The organism is Alphaproteobacteria bacterium (assembly GCA_016722515.1).
In the GTDB taxonomy this organism is placed as follows: domain Bacteria; phylum Pseudomonadota; class Alphaproteobacteria; order Rickettsiales; family JADKJE01; genus JADKJE01.
The window spans coordinates 1-22,083 of record JADKJE010000031.1 but is presented as its reverse complement, the minus strand read 5'-3'; the positions used below and the strand labels follow the sequence as shown (position 1 = coordinate 22,083).

Annotated in this window: 35 protein-coding genes; all 35 read left to right on the top strand. The window is 47.9% G+C overall.

Translation table 11 applies throughout. From position 1 onward, the window contains the following. The coding region (locus IPP74_15945) for a LamG domain-containing protein (protein MBL0320768.1) at window positions 1-628 on the top strand (628 nt) is incomplete at its 5' end. 9 nt (window positions 629-637) lie between these two features. After that, window positions 638-1,648, top strand: a complete 1,011-nt coding sequence (locus IPP74_15940; GenBank protein ID MBL0320767.1) for a hypothetical protein — start codon at window positions 638-640, stop codon at window positions 1,646-1,648. Window positions 1,649-1,660: 12 nt separating this feature from the next. After that, window positions 1,661-2,014, top strand: a complete 354-nt coding sequence (locus IPP74_15935) for a hypothetical protein (GenBank protein MBL0320766.1) — start codon at window positions 1,661-1,663, stop codon at window positions 2,012-2,014. Next, the gene (gene terL / locus IPP74_15930) at window positions 1,972-3,459 is read left to right on the top strand and encodes a phage terminase large subunit (GenBank protein ID MBL0320765.1); all 1,488 of its coding nucleotides are present in this window, start codon (window positions 1,972-1,974) and stop codon (window positions 3,457-3,459) included. Before IPP74_15935 ends, terL begins: the two co-directional genes overlap by 43 nt. Then, window positions 3,456-3,815, top strand: a complete 360-nt coding sequence (locus tag IPP74_15925; protein MBL0320764.1) for a hypothetical protein — start codon at window positions 3,456-3,458, stop codon at window positions 3,813-3,815. Before terL ends, IPP74_15925 begins: the two co-directional genes overlap by 4 nt. Beyond that, window positions 3,812-5,350, top strand: a complete 1,539-nt coding sequence (locus IPP74_15920) for a hypothetical protein (protein MBL0320763.1) — start codon at window positions 3,812-3,814, stop codon at window positions 5,348-5,350. Before IPP74_15925 ends, IPP74_15920 begins: the two co-directional genes overlap by 4 nt. A 229-nt stretch (window positions 5,351-5,579) precedes the next feature. Further along, window positions 5,580-5,870, top strand: coding sequence for a hypothetical protein (locus IPP74_15915; GenBank protein MBL0320762.1), 291 nt, complete (start codon window positions 5,580-5,582; stop codon window positions 5,868-5,870). Continuing rightward, window positions 5,867-6,448, top strand: a complete 582-nt coding sequence (locus tag IPP74_15910) for a hypothetical protein (protein ID MBL0320761.1) — start codon at window positions 5,867-5,869, stop codon at window positions 6,446-6,448. Before IPP74_15915 ends, IPP74_15910 begins: the two co-directional genes overlap by 4 nt. A gap of 315 nt (window positions 6,449-6,763) precedes the next feature. Further along, window positions 6,764-6,922: a hypothetical protein gene (locus IPP74_15905; GenBank protein ID MBL0320760.1), complete on the top strand. Its 159-nt coding sequence runs from the start codon at window positions 6,764-6,766 to the stop codon at window positions 6,920-6,922. Further along, window positions 6,912-7,382 carry a hypothetical protein gene (locus tag IPP74_15900; GenBank protein MBL0320759.1) on the top strand — a complete coding sequence of 157 codons (471 nt, stop codon included), beginning with the start codon at window positions 6,912-6,914 and terminating at the stop codon, window positions 7,380-7,382. The genes IPP74_15905 and IPP74_15900 overlap by 11 nt, the downstream gene beginning before the upstream one ends. Window positions 7,383-7,953: 571 nt before the next feature. Next, entirely contained in the window at window positions 7,954-8,250 is a 297-nt protein-coding gene (locus IPP74_15895) for a hypothetical protein (GenBank protein ID MBL0320758.1), read from the top strand. Next, window positions 8,250-8,474 (top strand): hypothetical protein, encoded by a 225-nt coding sequence (locus tag IPP74_15890; protein ID MBL0320757.1) that lies wholly within the window; start codon window positions 8,250-8,252, stop codon window positions 8,472-8,474. Before IPP74_15895 ends, IPP74_15890 begins: the two co-directional genes overlap by 1 nt. Before the next feature lie 275 nt (window positions 8,475-8,749). Then, entirely contained in the window at window positions 8,750-9,313 is a 564-nt protein-coding gene (locus IPP74_15885) for a hypothetical protein (GenBank protein ID MBL0320756.1), read from the top strand. 178 nt (window positions 9,314-9,491) lie between these two features. Then, window positions 9,492-9,716, top strand: a complete 225-nt coding sequence (locus IPP74_15880; GenBank protein MBL0320755.1) for an HNH endonuclease — start codon at window positions 9,492-9,494, stop codon at window positions 9,714-9,716. A gap of 512 nt (window positions 9,717-10,228) precedes the next feature. Beyond that, entirely contained in the window at window positions 10,229-11,077 is an 849-nt protein-coding gene (locus IPP74_15875) for a hypothetical protein (protein ID MBL0320754.1), read from the top strand. Further along, window positions 11,034-11,315, top strand: coding sequence for a hypothetical protein (locus IPP74_15870; GenBank protein ID MBL0320753.1), 282 nt, complete (start codon window positions 11,034-11,036; stop codon window positions 11,313-11,315). The genes IPP74_15875 and IPP74_15870 overlap by 44 nt, the downstream gene beginning before the upstream one ends. An 18-nt stretch (window positions 11,316-11,333) precedes the next feature. Further along, a complete protein-coding gene (locus tag IPP74_15865) occupies window positions 11,334-11,501 on the top strand; it encodes a hypothetical protein (protein ID MBL0320752.1) in 168 nt (55 codons plus the stop codon). Window positions 11,502-11,618: 117 nt separating this feature from the next. Continuing rightward, the gene (locus IPP74_15860) at window positions 11,619-11,861 is read left to right on the top strand and encodes a hypothetical protein (protein MBL0320751.1); all 243 of its coding nucleotides are present in this window, start codon (window positions 11,619-11,621) and stop codon (window positions 11,859-11,861) included. Between the two features lie 400 nt (window positions 11,862-12,261). Then, window positions 12,262-12,561, top strand: a complete 300-nt coding sequence (locus IPP74_15855) for a hypothetical protein (protein ID MBL0320750.1) — start codon at window positions 12,262-12,264, stop codon at window positions 12,559-12,561. A 331-nt stretch (window positions 12,562-12,892) separates the two neighbouring features. Then, window positions 12,893-13,183 (top strand): hypothetical protein, encoded by a 291-nt coding sequence (locus IPP74_15850; GenBank protein ID MBL0320749.1) that lies wholly within the window; start codon window positions 12,893-12,895, stop codon window positions 13,181-13,183. A gap of 350 nt (window positions 13,184-13,533) precedes the next feature. Beyond that, window positions 13,534-13,905, top strand: a complete 372-nt coding sequence (locus tag IPP74_15845) for a hypothetical protein (GenBank protein ID MBL0320748.1) — start codon at window positions 13,534-13,536, stop codon at window positions 13,903-13,905. A gap of 88 nt (window positions 13,906-13,993) precedes the next feature. Next, window positions 13,994-14,440, top strand: coding sequence for a hypothetical protein (locus IPP74_15840; GenBank protein MBL0320747.1), 447 nt, complete (start codon window positions 13,994-13,996; stop codon window positions 14,438-14,440). 34 nt (window positions 14,441-14,474) lie between these two features. After that, entirely contained in the window at window positions 14,475-14,681 is a 207-nt protein-coding gene (locus IPP74_15835; GenBank protein MBL0320746.1) for a hypothetical protein, read from the top strand. A 98-nt stretch (window positions 14,682-14,779) separates the two neighbouring features. After that, window positions 14,780-15,262 (top strand): hypothetical protein, encoded by a 483-nt coding sequence (locus tag IPP74_15830; GenBank protein MBL0320745.1) that lies wholly within the window; start codon window positions 14,780-14,782, stop codon window positions 15,260-15,262. Between the two features lie 206 nt (window positions 15,263-15,468). Then, entirely contained in the window at window positions 15,469-15,684 is a 216-nt protein-coding gene (locus tag IPP74_15825; GenBank protein MBL0320744.1) for a hypothetical protein, read from the top strand. A 12-nt stretch (window positions 15,685-15,696) separates the two neighbouring features. Continuing rightward, on the top strand, window positions 15,697-16,785 hold the full coding sequence (locus tag IPP74_15820) for a hypothetical protein (GenBank protein MBL0320743.1): 1,089 nt from the start codon (window positions 15,697-15,699) through the stop codon (window positions 16,783-16,785). Between the two features lie 61 nt (window positions 16,786-16,846). After that, window positions 16,847-17,215 carry a hypothetical protein gene (locus IPP74_15815; GenBank protein ID MBL0320742.1) on the top strand — a complete coding sequence of 123 codons (369 nt, stop codon included), beginning with the start codon at window positions 16,847-16,849 and terminating at the stop codon, window positions 17,213-17,215. 53 nt (window positions 17,216-17,268) lie between these two features. After that, the gene (locus IPP74_15810) at window positions 17,269-17,547 is read left to right on the top strand and encodes a hypothetical protein (GenBank protein ID MBL0320741.1); all 279 of its coding nucleotides are present in this window, start codon (window positions 17,269-17,271) and stop codon (window positions 17,545-17,547) included. A 17-nt stretch (window positions 17,548-17,564) separates the two neighbouring features. Beyond that, a complete protein-coding gene (locus tag IPP74_15805) occupies window positions 17,565-17,744 on the top strand; it encodes a hypothetical protein (protein ID MBL0320740.1) in 180 nt (59 codons plus the stop codon). Window positions 17,745-17,870: 126 nt separating this feature from the next. Beyond that, entirely contained in the window at window positions 17,871-18,116 is a 246-nt protein-coding gene (locus IPP74_15800) for a hypothetical protein (GenBank protein MBL0320739.1), read from the top strand. A gap of 2 nt (window positions 18,117-18,118) precedes the next feature. Beyond that, entirely contained in the window at window positions 18,119-18,340 is a 222-nt protein-coding gene (locus tag IPP74_15795; GenBank protein MBL0320738.1) for a hypothetical protein, read from the top strand. Between the two features lie 487 nt (window positions 18,341-18,827). Then, window positions 18,828-19,067 (top strand): hypothetical protein, encoded by a 240-nt coding sequence (locus tag IPP74_15790; GenBank protein MBL0320737.1) that lies wholly within the window; start codon window positions 18,828-18,830, stop codon window positions 19,065-19,067. A 573-nt stretch (window positions 19,068-19,640) separates the two neighbouring features. After that, window positions 19,641-19,937: a hypothetical protein gene (locus tag IPP74_15785; GenBank protein MBL0320736.1), complete on the top strand. Its 297-nt coding sequence runs from the start codon at window positions 19,641-19,643 to the stop codon at window positions 19,935-19,937. Window positions 19,938-20,585: 648 nt separating this feature from the next. Continuing rightward, window positions 20,586-21,185, top strand: a complete 600-nt coding sequence (locus tag IPP74_15780; protein MBL0320735.1) for a hypothetical protein — start codon at window positions 20,586-20,588, stop codon at window positions 21,183-21,185. A gap of 574 nt (window positions 21,186-21,759) precedes the next feature. Further along, on the top strand, window positions 21,760-22,083 hold a 324-nt coding region (locus IPP74_15775; protein MBL0320734.1), incomplete at its 3' end, for a hypothetical protein.

The following is a 22,083-nucleotide window of genomic DNA, read 5'->3' as shown; positions in this document are numbered from 1 at the left end:
GGTCTATTTGGATACTGATCCTCCGACTGTATCAAATTTTATACTAGGAAATTTCAACGGTATATCAAGTGGGTACGGAATCGCGGCCATCACTGGAAAGAAGGCATTTTATTATCAATACATGACGGGTATCAATGGGGCATGGAGTTCGCCATTAAATTCTATTACCCTTTCCTCGTGGGTTCATGTTTTAGTGACGTATGACAGTACAAACCCAACAACTAACGAACCAAAATTCTATATCAATGGAGTTTTACAGGCTCTAACGGTAGTTCAAAGTCCTACGGGAACCGTAGAGGAAGAAACCGGAACAAACTTTGTAGTAGGAAATACAAATTCCTCTTTATTCCCTTATACTCTCCCATTTGACGGAAAAATATTTGATGCCCGCGTGTATAACCGCATCCTGACCGCCGCCGAAGTAACAACCCTCTACAATGCGGGCGTTCCTGACACATCCCTAGTCACTGACGGGCTGGTGTTTCAAGGGCCAGCCGTGTACGCCGATAAAGGAACCGCCGCAAATCTCGCGGGTACGGTACTCACTTCATCCGATAGGCTGATTGAAAACATAATCCGCGCCGTGGGTATTCCTAACGGCTCACCCACTATCCGCGCTAACCCATAAGGAAACAAAATGGCAGATAAAAAGATAACCGCATGGTACACCGCAAACCCCGTAACACTTGACCCCGGCGACATAGTACCAGTAACCGAAAACACAGGCACAACCCCAGCAACGGGAGCGGCGAAACTTTCACAGTTGATGTTTAACCGCTACAAGATAACCCCATCAGTATCTAGTAATGATTTGATAATTGCTATAAAGCACTTAGATGGTAGTGATCCGTCAACCGATAGACCGATATACTTTAAGGTCGGTAACTCAATTAGAGCCGTTACCGCCGCATTATCTTTAACTATTGCGGACGGTACAAATACTTTTAATATGGGGTCGCCTGAATTAGGTGGAAAAGAACAAGACTTATTTTTATATGTAGGGTATCGCGCCGCATCTTCTGCGGTTGTTCTTTTATGTTCCCGCGTCCCTTACGCTAATCTTTACAGTGATTTTAGCGCAACCGCAACAGTAGATACTTATGCGGCATTTTCGACGGCCCCCGCCTCTACTGATGAAGTTGCCAACATTGGAAGGGTTGCCGCGACTTTATCACTAGTCGCCACAAGTTATTTATGGACAGTTCCAACTTATACAAACAAGAACCTGATTCAATATCCAATTTTCAACACCCGCCAACTAACATGGTCGCCTGTATGGACTAACTTAACCGTCGGAAATGGAACAGTGACCGCATATTATGAAATAAATATGAGACAGTGTAAAGTATTTGTTGACATTGTTTTTGGGTCAACATCTTCAATCAGCGGCGGCATTGCACACACAACACCATTTGCAAGATCATCAGTGTATGGAAGTGCAACACAGCAACTAGGAGTAGCAAGATTACTTGATTCTGGTACGGCTGGATTTGCTGGCGTAACTCAATTGAATAGTTCAAACTCTTTGACTATAATCGCACAAAACGCAGGTTCAACTTATTTATTTACTGCGTCTTTATCGTCCACTGTACCGATGACATGGACTACAAGCGACTCCATCACACACGAAGGTAACTATTTTATCTAGGAATAATCACGCATGAAAAAATCTATGCCAGTAGGTAAACCTTTTGCAAAAGGCGACCCGCGCATAAATCGCAAGGGACGCAAGCCGCTTAATCAAACCTTTGGCGAATATGTCCGTGAGTTTTTGGAAGCGGATAACGACGGCAAAAAGAAAAGCGTCATCGAAGAAATGACAGAAATTGCGGTTACACTGGCGAAAAAAGGTAATTACCAATTTTGGGACGCGCTGACGAATCGCGCATACGGGAAAGTACCTGATAAGATCGAAATGCAGAGCGAAGAAAAGCCGGACTTGTCGAAGCTGACAAAAGAAGAAATCGAGTTATGGAAACAGCTACTAGAGAAATCGAAGCCGTCACAATCATAGACCTTGACGCGGAATTACTCAGGCGAGACTTTCACGCCTTTGTTGTATCTGCTTGGCCTTTGGTTGAAAAAGGCACGATCTATCAAGACGGCTGGCATATCCGTATGATTTGCGATTACCTACAGGCGTTATTTGAAGGGCGCATCCCGTCAAACAGTCTAATGATGAATGTCCCGCCGCGTCACATGAAAAGCCTGTTATGCAATGTGTTCTTTCCCGCGTGGGTATGGACAAAGACACCCGCCGCGAAATTTCTCTGCTTTTCTTTTTCCGAGGCGTTGACTTTGCGCGATTCGATGAAGTGCCGGGAGCTTATCGCCTCTCGCTGGTACGAGGAAAGATTCCATATCGTAATCAATAAGAGGCAGGACTCAAAGGAAAACTTCCAAAATACCTTTGGCGGTTATCGTTCCTGTTTTGGTACGGGCGGATCAATCACTGGACAAGGCGGGGATTATCTAATCATAGATGACCCATTAGACGCGACAAAGGCCAATAGCAAAGCCGAGCGCGAGCGGGTCAATTACACGTATGATAATTCAATCCACATGCGCGGGAACGACCCAAAGACCGTAAAGAAAATATTGATTATGCAACGGTTACATGACGAGGATTTATGCGGGCATATTATCGAACGCGGCGACCCGTGGGAATTTGTGATACTCCCCGCTGAATGGGAATGCGTTACCCGCTTTCATTCATCCATCGGAATGACTGACCCGCGTACCGAAAAAGATACGCTACTTTGGCCAGAGCATATCGGGCGCAAAGAGTTGGACGTTTTGAAGTTGCCACTTTCCGAGATCGGCGTGGCAGGGCAATTTCAACAAAGACCTACCCCCTTAGTCGGTGCAATCTTCAAGCGGGATTGGTTTACAATCCGCAAACCCTCAGTCCCTTGCGTGGGTCGTTACTTTTCATGGGATACCGCCGCGTCAATTCAGGACACCGCCGCTTATACATGCGGGATAGTTGGCGAATTGACACCCGATTACAAACTTTACATCCGCGATATTTGGCGCAAAAAGATTGAGTTTCCACAATTGCAATATGCAATCGAGGAGCAAGCCAAGAAGTATGGCGGAATGAAAAGCCAGTACACAAGGGATATAATCATCGAGAATAAATCAAGCGGTATTCAAGTCATCCAAAGCATGAAACAGATCAGCGCATTTGCTGAAAAAGTCATGCCATACACGCCCAAAGGCGACAAGATAGCCCGCGCATACGAGGCGGCGAAATGGTGTGAAAAGGGATGTGTGATACTCCCTCCCCCATCGGCTGATTCTGATTGGATGATAGATTGGGAAGCGGAATTGTTCAACTTTCCAAACTCCGCTTATAAAGACCAAGTTGACGCATTTTCGCAGTTGTGCGATTATCTCAGCTATTATCTAGCCGAAGGATTACAAGCCCGTACAACGGGCAGGACAATCATACAATGAAAAAATGGAAATGTACTGAATGCCAAACGATAACGGATGACGATAAACTTCTTATCGACAATAATCCATTTATCAAGGGGCGCATTATCGTAGCATGCCCATCATGCTACACGGTAAACGCGGTTGCGGTTGTTTGTGACGAATACGGATGTGAACGGGTCGCTACCTTTGGTTATCCTACCGACGAAGGATATAAGAACACATGCGGGGAACACATGCGAAAATATAAGGGCAAAGAACAAGAGGCTGGAGAAATCCGCCGCTTAGAGCGCAAGATTGAAAAGCTAGAAGCCGATTTACTCGCCGCGCAAAACGGCACAACCGTGACAACCACAGATACACAGGTGACACAATGACAACGATTAACCAGATTTGGGACTTTATCACAGGCACAAATAAAGAGGGGCCGGGCGGCGTTCCTTCCGTTTTGCCTTATGACTACAATAACCTTTATAACGCTTTATACGGGCTGTATAACAATGATGAAGCCATTATTGAGGATGACACCACCCGCCGCCTCCGAACCGTGGTAAATCGTTCGGTTGAGTTTTACGCCTCAAAGATGCTCCCCGGCAAAGAAATTAAGGTTATGGCGTACATCGGCGGAGAAAAACCCACAGAGGGCGAAGAGCAACCAAATCAGCCGCTTATTGATGCTATAGATCAAGTTGTGAAAGATAGCAACATTGGAAACAACAAAGGCGCAATGATTCGCGGCTTTTCCCTGTATGGCGACTCATTTATCCGTGTACGCGGGGATAAACAAAAAACCTATATTGAAGATATATCCCCGTTCTTTGTGACTGACTTTGAGGAAGATAGCCGTCAATTCTTGACCTATTTGCGGCTTGACATTCCTGTACTTGGCGACAATGACATGCCTGAAAATTATGTGGAAGTGTGGGACGCGGAAACAAAGACGCTTGAAATCTGGCAGGGACAGCACGCCCGCACTACTCCCGTCAAGCAGTTAGGGCAACCCAAAGAAGTGACCGCGTTTTCTGAATTGGGAATTGACTTCATCCCCGTAGTGCATACCAAATTTAGAGACAATGGAGACGCACGCGGGCAGGGTTGCGTTTACCATGCGCTTGATAAGATTTACGAAGCTAATCGCGTTGCAACCCGCTTACATGATTTGCTTTTCGCCTTTGGCGAGCCTGTCTTTATCGCCTCCGCAAACAGCACAGACGCGCAAGGCAGACCCCTACCCCCGCCGCGCGTGAACACAGACGCGAGCGCGTCCCCTGTTCCTTCCGGCTCCACCATTACCGGAGTAATCGGTCAAATATTCGGGCGGCTTATCTCCCTCCCCGGCTTGGCTACTATTTCAAGCCTAATCCCTAACGTGGATTATTCGGACGCGCTTGCGATCCTAAATGCACAGATGGAAGAACTTGAAAAGGATTTGCCGGAGTTACGTTGGTACGCCATGAACCCCACAGACCAAAGCGCAATGAGCGGAACGGCCTTGCGTACCTTACTCGGCGCGGCCATTGACCGCGCAAACGAAGCCCGCAATAACTTTTTATCGTCACTGTCTCGCGCCTTTGAAATGGCCTTGACCATCGGCATTTATAACGGCGTATTCCCCGCGACCCTCGGAACTTTTGACTCTGGCGACTTTGACCATGAATTGCACGTTGATTCAGCATGGGGCGAAAGCGTTGACGAAAAAGCCGCGACAATGGCGGCGCTGACGGGCGCCGGCGTGCCTGCTAAGTCTGCAATGAAACTTGCGGGATTCAGCGAGCAAGAAATTATAGAAGCCTTCCCCGCTGGCGTAGGGGAAACGCCTAATACCGCCCCTGTCCAAACGACAATGAAAAAGAGTACAATCGTCAAAGGAACCCCCCCCAAAGCGGGTACGCCAGTGGTAAGAGTTGGTTAGAAGTGCCATAGAAGCCCACAGGAAGCCCGTACAGACACGGCAAGTCGAAAAGGATACCCATGCTTCAATATGTGATGGTACAACTAGGCACGGCGGAATGATATGGAGGTGAACCGACTTTACAAACCTATTATCTAATGGCGGCTGGGGAATCCTTGTCAGTTATTTTCTGTATAAAGAAGTTTGGCCGTTTATCACAAATAAGCTAGTTCCTGTCTCTATGAAAAACATGGAATACCAAAGGCAGGAACGGCAAACCGAGCTAGAGCAAGAACGGCAATTTCACAGAGAATTGGAGTTAGAACGATCCAAAACCCTCAGTACAATATCGGCGGCTATCCAAAATTTATCAGTCTCTATGGCCCAAACAAATGAACGGATAGCCGCCATATTGACAAATCAGCAACTTATTATCAGCCAACAAAACGCGACTTTTGGCGTACTTACAGACGCGGTTGGTGACATGAAAGCGGCAGCCTCCCGAAGACGTGGCGGGGATTTTACGGAAAAGAAGCAATGAAAGAGCGCGACATAATCAACGTTGCAATCTCTGACACTCATTGCGGTAGTGACCGCGCTGTATTCCCCCCTTCCATCTCCCTCCCTCCCCTAATGGCGGATGATAAAGAACGTTTACTCACATACTCATTTAATCAACAAAAATTGTATGACCATTTACTTTATTGTGCCAGAACAATCAAGGAACGTTTCGCGGGATATAAAAAGGTAATCACCCATAACGGGGATGCAATCGAAGGGATACACCATCACACAATCCAACTCTCCGCTCCGAAAGTAGACGATCACGTCCTAATTCATCAGGCGGTTATGGATGACTTTTTATATGAGATTGGATTCAGTGTAAAAAATGGGGATGAATTGCGGTATGTCTCAGGAACCGAAACGCATACAGGGTACACCGAGCAAGGGATTATCAAGCATTTTGAGGACTTCGGCGCAACCTTCCATGATGAACTAAAACTCACACAATACGGGCGTAAGATATGGTATGTCCATCAATGGGCTGGAGCGGGTAATGGACAAAATGAGGGCAATGGGCTATCAAACGCGATCAAAGCCCTGTACTTTAACAGCTGAAAGAAAAGCGCGAAATGCCTGACCTTGTAATATCCTCCCATTATCACAAGGCTATTATGGCCTCTTATAGTCAAGACTGGCAAACGCATTACGCTATGATAACCCCGTCTTTTCAGATGAAAACGCGATTTGGTCAAAAGGTATCCGCTTTCCAGCGCAACGATATCGGCGTAGGACTTGCAGAGGTATCAACAAACGGCCTGATAAAGATACACCGTCCCCTATTGATGGAATAATATGCAATGAAGTTGCAATGATTTTGATATGTTTCTAATCTTCCTTTGATGTATTATCTTGTCAAAGGAGATTTTCATTATGAAGGAAAGAAACGAAACAATCAGAAAAGCGATAGAAGAATTGAAGGAAGTTTGGCGTGATGAGTTTGATGCGGCTGGTAGGCCGTTGAGTTACACGCCTGACGAAGATTTATATTTAGTAATTCAACAATTGGAGGGGCTTATAAATGGCGCGTAAATACATCATCCCAAAAAAAGAAGTACTCGCCCGCCGTGCGTTGGAATGGGAATATCATTACGGAAACCGCCGCAAAGTTATGGAGGTATTCGGTATCTATGACCCGCTACGGGTAATCAATACCATTACCCGCGAAATCCCCTCCCCCATCATGCGGGCAGATGGTAGTTTGCTGGAAGGAATTGCCACGGTGCGAGGCAGATCAAAAGCCGCTTACTATCTCAACATTGACCAAATGCAAAAGGATTTGTTGTGTCTTTGGTACTGGTCGGAGGACGGCTGGGCGAATTTGAACGCGCAATTTCAGAACCTCCCAGACGTGACAGAGGACTATTGTTTGCTTTACGATCCCGAAATTGACGCGGCGCATATAGTCCCGAAGTCGGTACAAGTGCGGTACAAGTCAGGTACAAGTCAGGCAGTTGTACCGCAAAAACACGCGCAAGAGGTCGAGGCGTGACACTTGTACCAAAATCGATCCAGTTGTACCGAGGTTGTACGCCAGTTGTACGCCAGTTGTACCGCGTGAAATCCTGCTATAAAATCACGCTTTACTATATGGCGCGGTAAAAATGGGACTTGTACTTTCCCCTACTACTACATACTAAGATAAAGTATTTATATATATACAAAGGTTACTTATGACGACGAACCCAAAAACACTTCAAAGGCAGTTGGCGCAAAGGGGAAAGGTACATCTCCCAGATGCTTTCCCTGCTTTCAAAAGAACCCATGTTCAGAGCCGATCTCGCCCGCGCCATGTCAATCAGTTATGGCACGCTTCAAGCGATTGTACGGTACGCCCGCGTGAATGGCTGGATAGTCTCGCAGGGTAAATATTACATAAACCCACATAACGTACTTGTTGCGGACGGTAAAGTAATCAGAACTAACACAATGGAGGTATGCAATGATTAGGATTTTAGGCCGTTTGTTTTTCGCTATCGTGTGGACGTATTTACCGGCTCCGAAGGGCGCAAAGCCGCCCGTCTTGATACTTTTGGAAGATGACGCACAAGGCAAGGTGTAACATGGGATTACGTTACGCCTCACAGGTAGACGGGAATCAGGCGCAAATTGTACGGGAGTTGCGGGCAATGGGCTTTCGTGTGGACTTGGTACACAGGCTCAAAAAGCTGTATGATTTGGTTGTCACTGGCAAAATGGGCGCGACTTACGACGTGCGTACTTTGCGGGTCGAAGTCAAGAAGCCAGGCGAAACCTTGACCGCAGACGAGCGGGAATATTGGGAAGCCGAGCCGTATCCAGAAACGCTGATAATCGCAATCGAAACCGAAGACATACTACGATGGTATAAGAGGATTTAATGCAAAACGAACCGATTACCTATCAAGAGTTTATGTCCCTTGCATCTCAAAATAAAATTACCCTCATTGACCGCCTTGCCGCGCAAATGCTGGATATTGGATACCGCGCCGCCGCCGCATCCGCAGAATACTATCGGATCAAGCTGGGAAGCGAAAAAGGAAACCCACGACTAGCAGAGGCGACCGCGACCCGCGCCGCCTCGAAGGTGAATATGACGCTTTGAAACATGCCGTAAGTGCTGCCAGTCCACATTACGAGCGGAAAGGGAGTTGGAAAAATGACACCCAAAGGTGGAAGAATCGAAACTACGAATTTTTACACAGTCGGCGAGGCAGGCAGGGAGTTTATTTCTTTTTGTGATTCTATGCCTGATTTTGTGTGGTATGACGATACTTCGGATTTTGTTTCACTTCCGAAGATAACAAAGGCGGTGAGGTGTTCTTATTGTGATGTGCTATCAGAAGAGTTTGACCTATGCCCGCATTGTGGAGCCCCGAAATGAAAAAGACTTGCGTAATCATGGGGAATGGCCCCAGCCTAAACGATATGCCGGCCGATACACTCCAAAAGTATGATACTTTCGGAGTCAATTATTGCCCGTACTCCCCCACTTATTACGTTTGTGTGGATAACGACATACTCATAAACCACCATGAGAAAATTTATAAACTGGCGTCCGGCGCAAAATTGGCATTTTTGGCAGCGAAGGAATTTGGATCATCCCGGCTGTATGACCTGAATAATCTTTTCCTTATCCGTAAAGATGAAACCGACTTCAAGGATGAGCGGTTTTTTTCTGGGTTTACCGTGGTGTATGTCGCGCTTAAAGCCGCGTTTTATCTCGGGTACGAAAGAGTCCATCTATTTGGTGTTGATTTTAATAAAGAATGGGATCACTATAAACCAGATTACCCGCGTGGCGACGTAGAGCATAGAGCGGCAAGAATGGACGAAATGTTTTACCATTTTAAATTAGCTCAAAAGGTTTACGCCGAGAATGACAGAAGAATAATAAATCATTCTCGGCGCTCCCGGCTTGATCTTATCTTTCCCAGAAAATGATATAATAAAAGTACCCGCGAGCAGATCGGCTCCGGGTACATGATTAAGCCGTAGGAGGCTCTAATGACAAAAAGTATACCACTCACGCAGGGAAATTCGCACTCGTTGACGACGAGGTTTTAAAAAACTCAATAAATATAAATGGCATTTTGAATAACATATACGCCGAGCGCACCACATGGCCGAGCATAAACATGTTTATATGCATAGATATATTATGACGGCAAAAGCCGGTCAAGAAGTAGACCATATAAACGGAAACAAATTAGATAATCGAAAAGAAAATCTTAGATTGGCTTCTCATTCTCAGAACTGCAAAAATCAGGCAAAACCAAAAACAACACGTCAGGATATAAAGGCGTTACAAAAAATAAAGCGGGCAATAACTGGATTGCACAAATAAAAAACAAATGGTAAGCATTTATCACTTGGAAGATTTGAAAACATTCAAGACGCCGCCCGTGCTTATGACAACGCCGTCCGTAAATACTTTGGCGAGTTTGCGAAACTAAACTTTCCAGATGTATAATTATATAAACCTAACGAAAGGAGAATAATATGTTTATGCAACCGTACAAAGTGCGCTCGTCGTGATCGTCGCCTATCTGCTTGACCTGGGCGCGAAAGCCGTCGGCCTACCGCTCGACTCCGGCGTCCTCGCCTCAGTCGCCGCCGGACTTGTGTCCTACATCATTAGCAAGTTCGCCGGCCCTCCTCAGCCGAAAGGATGCGATCCGCTTTTCGCAAGTAATGCGAATAACTCAATTGACCGCTGAAAAGCGAAAGATAAGACACCCGCAAGGAAGCGCCTTAGAACTACTAAGGCGCTTTTATTTGTAATGAAATTAGAACGATTCCTGCAATGTTACTAACGCGCTTTTGTCGTATATTCGAGGGCAAGGAGAAAACGGACACATGAAAACAAACCTGCAAGATATTTACAGCCAATTGGAAACAAGCAAGTCTTTTGATGAACTCAATGACGGATTAGAGTCTATCAATATGAGAATGGAAAACGGTAAAAAATTTGACGCATTCCTTCATTACGAAAACGGGTCTTTTCGCTGGTTTCACTTCAAGGAAGTTGTCAAAGCGAAATTACTAGGCATTCGCACAGTGTACGACGTTGACCCAACAAAGACATTCAGAATCGCCGACATTCTCACAGACGGCGCGCTTTTACCGCACTCGGTAACATTGGCCGAACTTATGGTTATGGACTTGGAGCCGGCCGACGACGACGAAGAAAAGTCCGAACTTGCCTTTGCTATGAGTACGCCGGTGATAATCCACTTTGCCCGGATCACGGCGACGCGCAGGAATTCACGCAGGCCGACGATCGAGAACGAAACGATTTATACACAATGGGAATGGGAGCGTAACATGAATGACTTGACCGTATCAAATACCGTTGACGCCGCGATTATGGAAAGCGTTTTACTTGGCGGCGATTTGTCTAAATTGACCCCAGAACAGCGGGTATCTTATTACCGCCATGTTTGCGAAAGCGTAGGACTCAATCCGCTTACAAAGCCGTTTGATTATATGACGCTTAACGGGAAGTTGACCCTGTACGCAAAGAAGGACGCAACCGATCAACTTCGCAATATCAACGGAGTATCAATTGACGATGTAGACATTGTGGAAAACGAGACGCAATTCCTCGTGAAGGTCAAAGGACATGACAAGACAGGCCGCACCGATGTTGAAATTGGAGTAGTTGCCAAAAAGGACATGCAAGGCAATCTCGGCAACGTCAGATGAAAGCGTTACCAAAGCAAAACGCCGCTTGACCCTATCCCTTTGCGGTCTTGGCTGGCTTGATGAAACCGAAGTTGAAACCATCCGAGACGCAAGACTCGCAAACGTCAAGGCTGAAACTGGCGAGATAATCGAAATCGAAAATCCTAGTCCAGTCAATAATACGCTGTGGAATCACTGGATCAGCCTTTGCAATCGCGCTGATAAAGTGAATATCAAACATGCGAACCTGACCGGGTGAAAGTGACGGGAAGAAGATTTGATCGCCGCAGGCAAGGAATTACGACCGCTTGTTGAGGATGCCGAGCGACAAGCCGCCGCAGAAAATGTAAATCAAGACTCGGAAATCAAAGGCCGTGCGCGAAGCGATAGGAACGAGAGGCCCAAAATACTAGATATTCGGGCGGCTGGTAGAACAGCACACTAGTCCTATTCCCACACTCTCCCCGTGGAGCCTAAATCAAAATTCAAAGGAATAATACAATGAACCCAGTACAAGAACAACTCGAAAGTGATTTGAACGAACTGGCCAAAGTGCGCGAAGATGCCGAAAAGGTACAAGGCGAAGCGTGAAATGATTGAAACCGTCCAACAAACCGATGATTTTATGCGGCTGGACAATGACGGGAATATCCTTGACGGCAAACTGTCAGAACTCGAAAGCAAAATCAGAACATCAGCCCTCGCCTTGTATGATAATTCTTGCGAACTCCCCGCCCGCGTCGCTGTCGTGGTTTACTACCGTAGTGGTGACAGACGAACTCCAAAGCGAAGGAATGGTGTATAGCCCACTTCACGCCCGGCGCTGAAACTTGACGGGAAAGTATTTGAAAAAGGCCGCGAAAGATGGAAACATTCCCTCCGATCTTGCGACTGTCTCCCAGAAGCCGCGCCCAAATCGCCACAAAGTTATAGGTGAATCTTGCAAAATTCGCTCAATATCTTGCGATATTTTTGTGATAACTCAGGTTGATCGGGTTGCGAACTTTATCCACCTGTACCAACCCGCAGACACTTTGTTTTATATCCTGCTTTCCTACGGTCAAAGCATCGGCCTCGCTATTGGCGTGTACCTCTGATTTTCTTTGTGCGTCAACCTAAAGTCAAATGGGCGGCGGTTGCCCGGAATTATCGTATTGGCGGGGCTGATCTGTTTTTCAATGAATTTGCCTTAATCAGAACTGTCAGTGCAAAGGCACTTTATTGAGGCAGATTCGTCATTTGTTTGGATACCTGCCGAAACTTTGCAGGTTGCCAATCAAATTGTTGCGATTGCCTACGGCGTGTTGCCAACTTTGGCAAGTGCCATTTTAGGCTGGATTCAAGGCGGAGTTGACAAGTTGACGATTCAGAACTCAGGTACACTCCGATTGAAAGGGCAATCCGCGCCGGGAACAAAGGGCTTGACGGCTGGGCCGGTAGAATTGCCGTGCGGATCGAGGGAGTTGCTTTCACTTCCGGCGGAGTTGCCACAAATCAGAGGATAATTCAGGCATAATTGACGGGAAACTTCGAAGTTGCTACCCCGAAAAATGGAATGACCTAACCAGCGTGATATTGACTGGATACTGACAAAAGCGCAAAAACGCACGCAAGGCAATTATGGCCGTTTTCAGGTCAGTAATGGCACGGCTGGCAGTGGCTGAAAAAGACTTGGCAGATGGATCAAGGCCGTGGGAAAGTGCCAAAAAGCTGACAGAAAATGTGTCAAGGTAGAATGTCAGTTTGTCGGTTTATACCCTTATTGGGGGTATATGCGGCGATAGCGCCGCTTAAATCATAGTTGGGCGGCTTCGCCCTCAAAGAAAGGTGTAGCAAATGTTTGAAGAATTTCAAAACGGCACAAATACCGTAATGAATATTAAGTGTGATTTTGTCGGTTGCGAAAATCAAGATAGCGTTTTTTGCGCCACTCGTGAGCAGGCAAGTAACACATTGTTCGAGCGTGGTTGGGTAATTGATTCACGCAAGTGGAAACACTTCTGCAAAAATCACGCCGCCCAACAACCGCGTGCACTGGACAGGGTGGCACGTTGCCCTAATTGCAAAAGTAAATGGGATAAGTTTTTTTGTGCTGAGTGTGGGTATTGCAAGCCACCCCGCCAGTAACGCAAATCGTTCGGCGGACACGCCCTCAACATAATAAAGGATCTAAAAATGTCAATTGTTCTTATTTGCCCGAAGTGTAAAGGAAATGCGTGGGTAATGTTATCCACTGAAAACAAAGTATGTCTGGATTGTCAAATCCCTATGGTTGATGGGTTTTTTTGGGTAATTGGTATTCCGGAAAAAGAAATTGGGGGCCCGGGCCAATTTTTTTTTTTTTTTCCCCCCCCCCCCCCCCCGCCAAAAAAAAGGTTTTGAAAAAGCCCCCAAATCGTACAAAGCGGTTTTCCGGCATGGGTTGCCTATACCGCCCCGCCAGTAACGCGAACCGTTGGGCAGATAAAGGAAATCAAATGACAAAGATTGTAATGGTAGGAATGAACCCACGAACCCGCGCCGCGATCCCATGGGACTCGGACGCACAAATCTGGACACTCAACGAATCCCCGTCAAAAGACTGGCTTAAGCGGTACGACGTGCTTTTCCAAATACATCCGCGCTGGGATTGGGATAGGCCAAATAATATCAGCGACCCAAATCACCCGCTATATATCAAGGCGCAAAGCGGGCAATGTCTGTACTGTAAAGGGGAGGGGAAAGCATACAACGAAGGGAAAGAAGTACCCTGTCCGTTTTGCGAGTATGGCGTTTATACCGTACCACAACACCGGGAGGGAAAGACGATCATCATGCAAGACATAATGAGGACGTGCCGGGATGTTTAAAATGCCATTACCAGAAAAGCCTTACCTGACTAGTACACTTGCTCACATGCTTTCTTATGCGATCCTTTACAAGTACGAGAGCATAGAGTTGTACGGATTCGAGGCCGAAAGCGGTACAGAGTACGCACATCAGCGGGCTTGTATCGAATATTGGATAGGATACGGGCGCGGACTTGGAATGTCCATCACGGCTCCCGGCTCCGGCTTGCTCACTGGAAAGCATTACGCCTATGAGGACTTCGATCAGGGATACCGCTCACGGCTCGAAATGCGAAAGCGGACGTTGCTTGAGAATTTGAACGCAGCCGAAATCGCCGCCGTCAAGAGCGAAGGATACCTTGAAGCCGTTACGCCATTCCAGAAGATAAAGGCCGTCACGCCAGTTTGGGAAGCCGCTATGATGAACACTTCCGTAAAAAGAATATGGTTAGTTTCATCCGTGGGACTATCAAGGAAATTGATAACGCCATTGCGATCCTTGACGGGTACAGGTTGGATAGTGACGAAGCAAAACAGCTTGACGTTAGGCGGCTGATTGAAACTCATTACGGATTAGGATAGGAGGCAGAATGAAAACATGGAAGGACGAAACACACGAACACACGCAAGAGGGCGGCGAGACTTTCAGCGTAAGGCGCAACTTCCAGCGCGAGGAGGAGGAAAGAAATCACGCCATACTTAGGAAGCAGGTACAAGACTTCAAAGACACGATGAAACTTGTATCTATAACGATTGTCACGATCTTCTTTTTATCATTTATCCTTGCGCAATTATGACAAGATAAGATTAGGGAGGCTAAAGGGCAATTAGCAACAAGCACCCATTCTAATCACCCCACTTGTAAAAGTGGTTTTTGTTAAGATATTGAAAGGTATTGCAAAGCATTTGCACAAACAAAACAGGGGAGCGGCTTACTCTAGCCGAAAAGAGGATAAATGACCGAAGAAACAAGCAAGAAACAACCGAGCAAGAAACCGAAGTGAAGGAACCGGAACAGTCACCGGGTACAAAATCGACTGAAAAAACCCTCACACAATCCGAAGTAAATAAGCTATTGGCAGACGAGCGGCGCAAGCATGACGCGAAATACAATGAGTTGAAAAGCGAGTATTCAACTTTCAAGTCCAGTATTGAAGCGAAAGAACAGGCCGCAAACGAAGCCGCCGCCGAAAAGGTGGAAGCCTTGCGTAAGGATTTACCCGAACCGCTGATTAAGTTGCTTGATAATCTTTCACCCGTTGCACAATTGGAATGGTTGAGCGATCCCGCCAACGTAATCACGAAAAAGGAAATCCCGCCCTTGCCTTCAAGCCGTGAGACACACGGCGGGCAACCCAAAACGATCAATATTGTATGAGGTAAATTATGGCCGCAGTAGTGAAAAGCACTAAGGCCGGTTATGACGCCATTAGCGCACAGACTTGTGTCAATATTTCTGAACTTGCTGACGGCTGGCCCCGGTCTTGCATTTGAAAAGCTCGACCCTGTGTATATTGACCAGTAACGGCGCGATTACGCCCCGCCTTTGATGATTCTACCGGCGTCAAGTTCGATGGTTTTGCCATGTCCGCAAGTGACTCCGACGGCGGAACCCCTTGCACGATCAAAGGCTTCGGCCTGATTATGGAATGGCTGGAAGATTCCGATGATTACACTCCCGGCACCCGCTTTTATGTCGGCGCGGCCAACCAACTTGAAACCACCGGCACAACCCCCGTGGCTATGGCGATCAATAACAAAGAAATTATTATTATTGCTGGCCCTGGCGTGAGATCATAAGGGAGATTCGACATGACCAAATTTACAGGCACTTACTCCCTCGAAGATTTACTCGCGCAACGGTTCGTTCCCGCGTCTCAGTTCGGCTTTGACAACATTGCCCGCGCTATTCAGGCACATCTTGACTGGCTGAATGCTCAGGTCGCCGATCAAATTGGCATGATTGCAGAAACCACCTCCGATGTACGCCGCATTTATGGCGCATCCGAAGAGGGCGAGATGCTCGAAGTTGATGAAACTGGCGTTGCCCGCACTCAGAAGGACACACAGGGCGAAGAAATCGACTTCCCGCTCCGCAAGTTCTCCCGCTCGACTGGTTGGACTGCTGACTTCATGGCACGCGCTACCCCTGCCGACATGGCGACCCGCGTACTTGGTTTCCAGACTGCCTATGTCACCCGCTTCCGTAACGAATTGAAGGCGGCTCTGTTTGGCAAAGCCAACTACAGCTTTGTGGACAAGTTCGGGGACGGTACGACATTGGCAGTCAAACGCCTTTTGAATGCTGACGGTATGGCGATCCCTAACGCCCCGGATGGTACGACTTTCACGAAGTCAACTCACAACCACTACGCGGGAACATCCGGCGCGGCTCTGGCATACACTGACATTGATACCCTCATTGCCAACGTAACAGAACACGGCTTGACGAATGTCCAGCTTGTAATCAATCAAGCCAACGTCTCCACCCTCACCGGCTTGGCCTCAACCAAATTTACCGCTCTTACTTTGGGCGTGTTGGCTGTCCCCGGTCGCACTTCCGGCACGATTGAAACTCAGGTAGCAAGCGAAGACCCCGCGAATAAACTCGTTGGTTATTGGGCCGGCTATCCTGTTATCACTCGCTCATGGGTTCCCAGCGGGTACTACATGGCAAATGCCGTTGATGCTCCGATGAAGCCGATTGTTCACCGTGTGGACAAGTTCACCGCCTTGAATGGCCTCCGCTTGGTTGCCGACTTCAACGCTCACCCGCTTTCCGCTCAGACTTACGAGGCAGAAATCGGGTTCGGTGTTTGGGGCCGTCACTCCGCCGCGATCCTTGACGGTGGAAACCAGACCACCTATGCTAATCCTTCGGGCTTGGTACGTACCCGATAATTAGACTCCTTTGATTAAGCCCCGCCGGGTGACCACCACACTCGGCGGGTGAAAGGTATTTATGGCACTCGCTGACTATATAACCTCTAATTTCTCGCAGATCAAAAGCCAACTAGGATGGTCGGATAGTGTGCAACTTGTCGCAATCACAGACAAGACACTCGAAATGTACGGCGTGGCAACCGAAGCCGAGGCGACAGACGCGAAAAAGTTGCACGCCATTGCTGACGTTGCGGTATGGCGGCAAGCCCTGAATGATGTATCCCTTGATTACAATTTCAGCGCTGACGGCGCGAGTTACTCACGAAGCCAACAGGCCGAGATGATCCGCAAAAACCTGAATGATGCAATTACGGACGCGGTAGCGTATTCAGCCAATTACGCGATAGGCTATTCAACCTATGACGATCACCCGGACTGGACATCGTGAGAAACTTACCGCCGCCGAAGTTGCCCGCATGACCATTACCGCAGGGCGAGAGCATGAACGACCAAGTGACTTTCTTTACCCGTACAAGTGGACAAGATAGCCTCGGACAGATGATCGACTCTTTCGACTCTGGCAGTCTCATCACTTGCGGGCTTATGACCCAAAAGGAATACCGGAACTACAGAGGCGAGATTGTCACGATTGACGCGGACGCGGTTCTACGGCTGGCAATATCTCCGCCGGTACATGTGGGTGATAAGGTTATCAGTGACGGCGTGACCTACTCCGTGGACGGCGTGCAGTTCGGGCGCAATGAAGATCATCCCACTTAAAGAAAGGTGAGTATCTAATGCCCGCAGTAATCGCAGGAATGTCAAAGCTGAAAGCACAACTCGAAGCGGTAGGGCTTGCCTTTACGGTTGACGATCTCGCAGAAGGCGCGCTTGTAATAGCCGTTGAAGCTGAGAATAATTGTCCCGTTGACACTGGTTATCTTCGCTCTACTGTCTTTGTCGCAAAGGAACGGTGATGACGTTGAAGTAGGATTTGAAGCCCCGTATGCTTCCTATGTTGAATTTGGGACGTACAAAATGGCAGCACAACCGTCCTCCGCTCTGATCCAATACGCGCCTCAACCGTTGTTGCGAACGCAGCCATGGACATACAAGATGAAAGATTAATCACTCCGCCCAAAAGTATTACTGTATTCTCGTTGTGGACCCCCGCCAAAGATGTGATAACCCATGAGGGCGGTTATTGTGAGAAACGGCATGACGAAAGGATGACCATTGACTCAGTAATCGCCGGAAAACTTGCAAGCGTTGGGACGTTTTACCCGCTCAGTATGCCAAAGCAGGGCGCAACCCTTCCCGGTGGTGCTATCAATTCATCAGTGAAGTAAATATGCGTCATCATGGCGGCTCTGACATGGTACGCCGCCGCTTACAAGTATCATGCTGGGCGCAAACCTACGCCGCCGCGATCACCCTAGCGGATAGCGTCAAAGCCACTCTTGATTTGAACCGCACAAATATTGAACTAATCGTAGCTGAGACGATCAGCGACTATATCGACGAAGAATCCGCGCTATATCGGCGCATCGTCGAATTTTATGTATGGGAGTAAAACGAAATGGCACAAACTAATTACGGCGTAACCCTCGGAAAGCAGGACTCGACAATGGCTTACATCACCATTGGCGAAGTTGTAGCAGTTGACCCGCCCGAATACACCAACCCGGAAGTCGAAAGCACTAACCACGGCTCCGGCGGCGTGCGTAATTCATCTCCTCCAAGCTCCGCTGAAATGGCCCATTCAAGGCGACGATCAATTATGACAAGGCAAACATTGCCTCGCTCGTTACCGATATGCGGCAGGGCACGATTGGCCGCTTATCAGCTGGCTGTTTGACGACAACTCGCCAGACCTTTTCGGGCGCTTGGTGACCAGTATCAAGCCGTTGACCGCAGACGCGAAGAAGCCGGAAGTTCTCAAGGCTGAAATCACTTTCCGCCCATCCGACTCAATTCTCCTTGAGTTCGTAATGCTTTCAAACGCTGACTCCTGAAGCCAAAGCAACAAACCGTCACCGTTGAAGGTGGAGTCTTTATCCGTGCGCATTGACGGCCTCGTATGCTATGGGCTTACGCGGCAAGGATTTAGAGGCGTTGAAATCTTTCGGATCTCTCTGATTCCATTATCGAGGATGGTAAGCGCATGCTCACGGCGAGAAGTTGGCTCGCTTGCCAACTCAACCATTGAGCAGATCACCAAAGCCGTATTTGCTTTCAATGCGCTTGGAGCAAAAGCCGTTGAAGATGCGGCTGCCGAGCTAAAAAAACGGACGTTTTGACTTCCAACTCGCCCGCGTCTTAGGCTGGCGGTCCGTTGGTGAAATGCTCGGAAGCTTGGAGCATGAGCGAGTACATCCATTGGCAAGCGATTTACAGCGTGAACCTTTCCCCGAGAACGCGCCGACAGACGCGCCGCAAGCAGTGGTAAGCCTACGGCGGCAATGGGTGACCGTGGCAAACATCACAATATGCCGACTTTGTCCTGATTTTTGGGGCGAGAACACCAACCCCAGCAAACGCCCGCACAGATCAAGGCGAACATGGAAATTATCAAAGCCGCTCAAAGAAGAAAAAAAAGAGGATAACTGCAGCTGAAGGCTTAGTTATTCCAATCTCGTTTAATACCGGAATGTTGCTTGACGGTATCAAGGCTATCACTGGACTCATTACCGGCGCGGTAGAACGTACTCAGGAATGGACAGAGGGACTTGATAAGTTAGGGGACGTTACCGGCATGTCCACAGATAAACTCGCGGCATGGTCTTTCGTTGCAAAAAAGGCGGGCGTAGAAATTGACACCTTTCAAACGCTACCGTCATCATGGCGAAGGGCTTGCTTGATCTTCCGGCGAATTGTCAACCACCGGCAAGGCTTTGGAGGATTTCGGTATCAGTGTTTTGGACGCGGGCGGGAAAGTCCGAGATCAAAGTGATTTGATGAATGATATTGCCGGAAAGTATGCCGAGTTTGGGACACAGACCGAGCGGGTAGACTTCCTGACCAACGTATTTGGAAAAAGCGGATCACAGCTTATTGATGTATTTGACACCCTTGCCAAAGAGGGCGGGATTGACCAGGTAAAGGGCAAGGTTGAAAGTCTCGGCCTTGTCCTTGACCCGAATCAATACGAGGACTTTCAGCGCAATTAATGAAGTCAATCTGACTTTCAGGGATTATCAAACGCTTTCACGGGGCCACTTTTCCCGGTGCGAAAAGTTACTCAAGACCTTTACGGACTGGTTACAATCCCCGTGGGTTGCGGACGCCATCAAGAACATCGGTGAGAAACTTGGCACGCTTTTGCAAGCGATATTGGCTGCAGGTCCATCAAAACTGGTCGCCGCTGGGTAAATTCCTTTGCAGACTTTGAAGGCTTTGACAGGCGTAGATATTCAACCGTTTATGACAGAATTGGAAAAAGTGTCGGACTGGGTATCAAGGAGGAACCCCCGCGCTGGATCAGTTTCGGAAAACATCCTAACAGGCTTTGCGGACTTTCAGCAAGAGCCAGGTGAAACAACCGCAATAACAGCATTGGGACAATTACTTGACGCATGGCCTGACATGGGTCGGAGAGCGCGGCCCCGAACTTGTGAACCTCCCTAACGGTTCATATGTCAATAACGCGCAATCTAGCGCAAGCATGGGATTTGATTATTACAAACTCGCCTCCATTCTTGCGGTTGAGTTTGCAAAGGCGCGGGACTAATGACAACTGAAGGTATCTCGACTCCATCACAACCGAATACCACAACGGATCCGCGTGGGTCGATATTACTAATTATGTCGTAGGTGATATGAAAGGCAATAACGGCTTGGGCGGATGGAAGCCAGATCAGCGCGTCGGCACGCTTGGCATTTTGAATATCACCCTAAATAACAAAGCCAAATTATTCTCGCCTATGGGCGGGGATGCTGTGCGCGGATTGTCCACCCTCACGGGATTCAACAAGGGCGCGAAACTTCGCATCACTGGCACGTTCCGCAATGTAACAGAAGAAATTTGGACAGGCCGTATCATGTCCATTGATTCAGATGACAAGAACTGGGGCAATGAGCAAGTTCGGCTTATGGCGGTTGATTGGATGAATGTCCCGTCAAATTTCCCCATGAAAGCCGCGACCATTGGACTCAATAAACGCATTGATGAAGCAATGACAACGATCCTTTCCCGTTTGAGTGTGCAACCAGAAGCAACCAGTTTTGCGACTGGCTCGTTTACATTCCCCGCCGTATTCGATAACGTCCAACGAAAGACAATGGCACTCTCGGAGTTCACGAAGTTAGCAAACTCAGAACTTGGTTATATCTATGTCAAGCATGATGGTACGCTAGTTGCTAAAAGTATGCTAACCCGTCACGGCTGGCGGGCATTAGATCAAGTTTGGATCACCTGAAAGGATCCGTGGCCATTTTCTCTTCCTTGAAGAGGGAAATTTTGCTTCGGAAACTGGCGGGAAACTTGATGAGGGAACACTATGGTGCAGTCACCAAGACGCGGCTATTCATCGGGGACGCGGAAGAGCACAACATCTTCCCTGAAGATAGCCTTTTGAATAACTCAATTATTCGCTGTCACCCTGTGGTAACTGATACATCTTTGAAAGTGCTTTACAAACTCGGCACGCCGCTATTTATCCCATCGGGTAAAACGGTTTTGTATTCGCCCATTACACGACCCCAAAGGTTTGGTCAAGTATCAGGAACGAACATGCAAGCCCCGTGGCAACTACGGATTATCTCGCAAACAGTGGCAGCGACGGACGCGCCCCAACTACACCGCAAATGTGGTTGTGGCGCTAAATACTACTGGAGATACTGTTTATTATTGCAATTCAAATAACGCGACAGCTGGCGTTTACTGACACTCCTTGCGGGCGCGCGGGTATGGCATTTATTGCGGCAACAGCATTGAGATCAGGAAAGATGATTCGTTTCTGACAAGCGGCGCACGGGTATGCCCCTTTCAGTTTGACCAAGGGTATCAAAAGATACCTACGCCGCAAACGTGTACAGGCTGTCGGTAGTCGAAGATACAAGACCCCAAAATCCGGATTACAGAATGAAATACCTACGAACCTGAATAAAAAACATCATGATGACTTTCCTTATCTGGCGATTGGTTCCCTGATTTTGGGACAAGAGGATAGAAGCGGGATAAGCAATCATTATTACATTACTGACCGCGCTTTTACGATCAAGCAGGGCGGGATTATCAATGTCGAATATGGTGTAAAGCAGAACGATAGTTATCTATCGGACGGGCTAGAGCCTGTCACCGTTGAGTTTACAGGA

Bases quoted from the DNA above. Each gene is read 5' to 3' on its own strand.
- IPP74_15940 (MBL0320767.1), top strand. From the start codon at position 638: ATGGCAGATAAAAAGATAACCGCATGGTACACCGCAAACCCCGTAACA.
- IPP74_15935 (MBL0320766.1), top strand. From the start codon at position 1,661: ATGAAAAAATCTATGCCAGTAGGTAAACCTTTTGCAAAAGGCGACCCG.
- terL (MBL0320765.1), top strand. From the start codon at position 1,972: ATGGAAACAGCTACTAGAGAAATCGAAGCCGTCACAATCATAGACCTT.
- IPP74_15925 (MBL0320764.1), top strand. From the start codon at position 3,456: ATGAAAAAATGGAAATGTACTGAATGCCAAACGATAACGGATGACGAT.
- IPP74_15920 (MBL0320763.1), top strand. From the start codon at position 3,812: ATGACAACGATTAACCAGATTTGGGACTTTATCACAGGCACAAATAAA.
- IPP74_15915 (MBL0320762.1), top strand. From the start codon at position 5,580: ATGGAATACCAAAGGCAGGAACGGCAAACCGAGCTAGAGCAAGAACGG.
- IPP74_15910 (MBL0320761.1), top strand. From the start codon at position 5,867: ATGAAAGAGCGCGACATAATCAACGTTGCAATCTCTGACACTCATTGC.
- IPP74_15905 (MBL0320760.1), top strand. From the start codon at position 6,764: ATGAAGGAAAGAAACGAAACAATCAGAAAAGCGATAGAAGAATTGAAG.
- IPP74_15900 (MBL0320759.1), top strand. From the start codon at position 6,912: ATGGCGCGTAAATACATCATCCCAAAAAAAGAAGTACTCGCCCGCCGT.
- IPP74_15895 (MBL0320758.1), top strand. From the start codon at position 7,954: ATGGGATTACGTTACGCCTCACAGGTAGACGGGAATCAGGCGCAAATT.
- IPP74_15890 (MBL0320757.1), top strand. From the start codon at position 8,250: ATGCAAAACGAACCGATTACCTATCAAGAGTTTATGTCCCTTGCATCT.
- IPP74_15885 (MBL0320756.1), top strand. From the start codon at position 8,750: ATGAAAAAGACTTGCGTAATCATGGGGAATGGCCCCAGCCTAAACGAT.
- IPP74_15880 (MBL0320755.1), top strand. From the start codon at position 9,492: ATGGCCGAGCATAAACATGTTTATATGCATAGATATATTATGACGGCA.
- IPP74_15875 (MBL0320754.1), top strand. From the start codon at position 10,229: ATGAAAACAAACCTGCAAGATATTTACAGCCAATTGGAAACAAGCAAG.
- IPP74_15860 (MBL0320751.1), top strand. From the start codon at position 11,619: ATGCCGAAAAGGTACAAGGCGAAGCGTGAAATGATTGAAACCGTCCAA.
- IPP74_15850 (MBL0320749.1), top strand. From the start codon at position 12,893: ATGTTTGAAGAATTTCAAAACGGCACAAATACCGTAATGAATATTAAG.
- IPP74_15845 (MBL0320748.1), top strand. From the start codon at position 13,534: ATGACAAAGATTGTAATGGTAGGAATGAACCCACGAACCCGCGCCGCG.
- IPP74_15835 (MBL0320746.1), top strand. From the start codon at position 14,475: ATGAAAACATGGAAGGACGAAACACACGAACACACGCAAGAGGGCGGC.
- IPP74_15825 (MBL0320744.1), top strand. From the start codon at position 15,469: ATGTCCGCAAGTGACTCCGACGGCGGAACCCCTTGCACGATCAAAGGC.
- IPP74_15820 (MBL0320743.1), top strand. From the start codon at position 15,697: ATGACCAAATTTACAGGCACTTACTCCCTCGAAGATTTACTCGCGCAA.
- IPP74_15815 (MBL0320742.1), top strand. From the start codon at position 16,847: ATGGCACTCGCTGACTATATAACCTCTAATTTCTCGCAGATCAAAAGC.
- IPP74_15810 (MBL0320741.1), top strand. From the start codon at position 17,269: ATGAACGACCAAGTGACTTTCTTTACCCGTACAAGTGGACAAGATAGC.
- IPP74_15805 (MBL0320740.1), top strand. From the start codon at position 17,565: ATGCCCGCAGTAATCGCAGGAATGTCAAAGCTGAAAGCACAACTCGAA.
- IPP74_15800 (MBL0320739.1), top strand. From the start codon at position 17,871: ATGGACATACAAGATGAAAGATTAATCACTCCGCCCAAAAGTATTACT.
- IPP74_15795 (MBL0320738.1), top strand. From the start codon at position 18,119: ATGCGTCATCATGGCGGCTCTGACATGGTACGCCGCCGCTTACAAGTA.
- IPP74_15780 (MBL0320735.1), top strand. From the start codon at position 20,586: ATGAAAGGCAATAACGGCTTGGGCGGATGGAAGCCAGATCAGCGCGTC.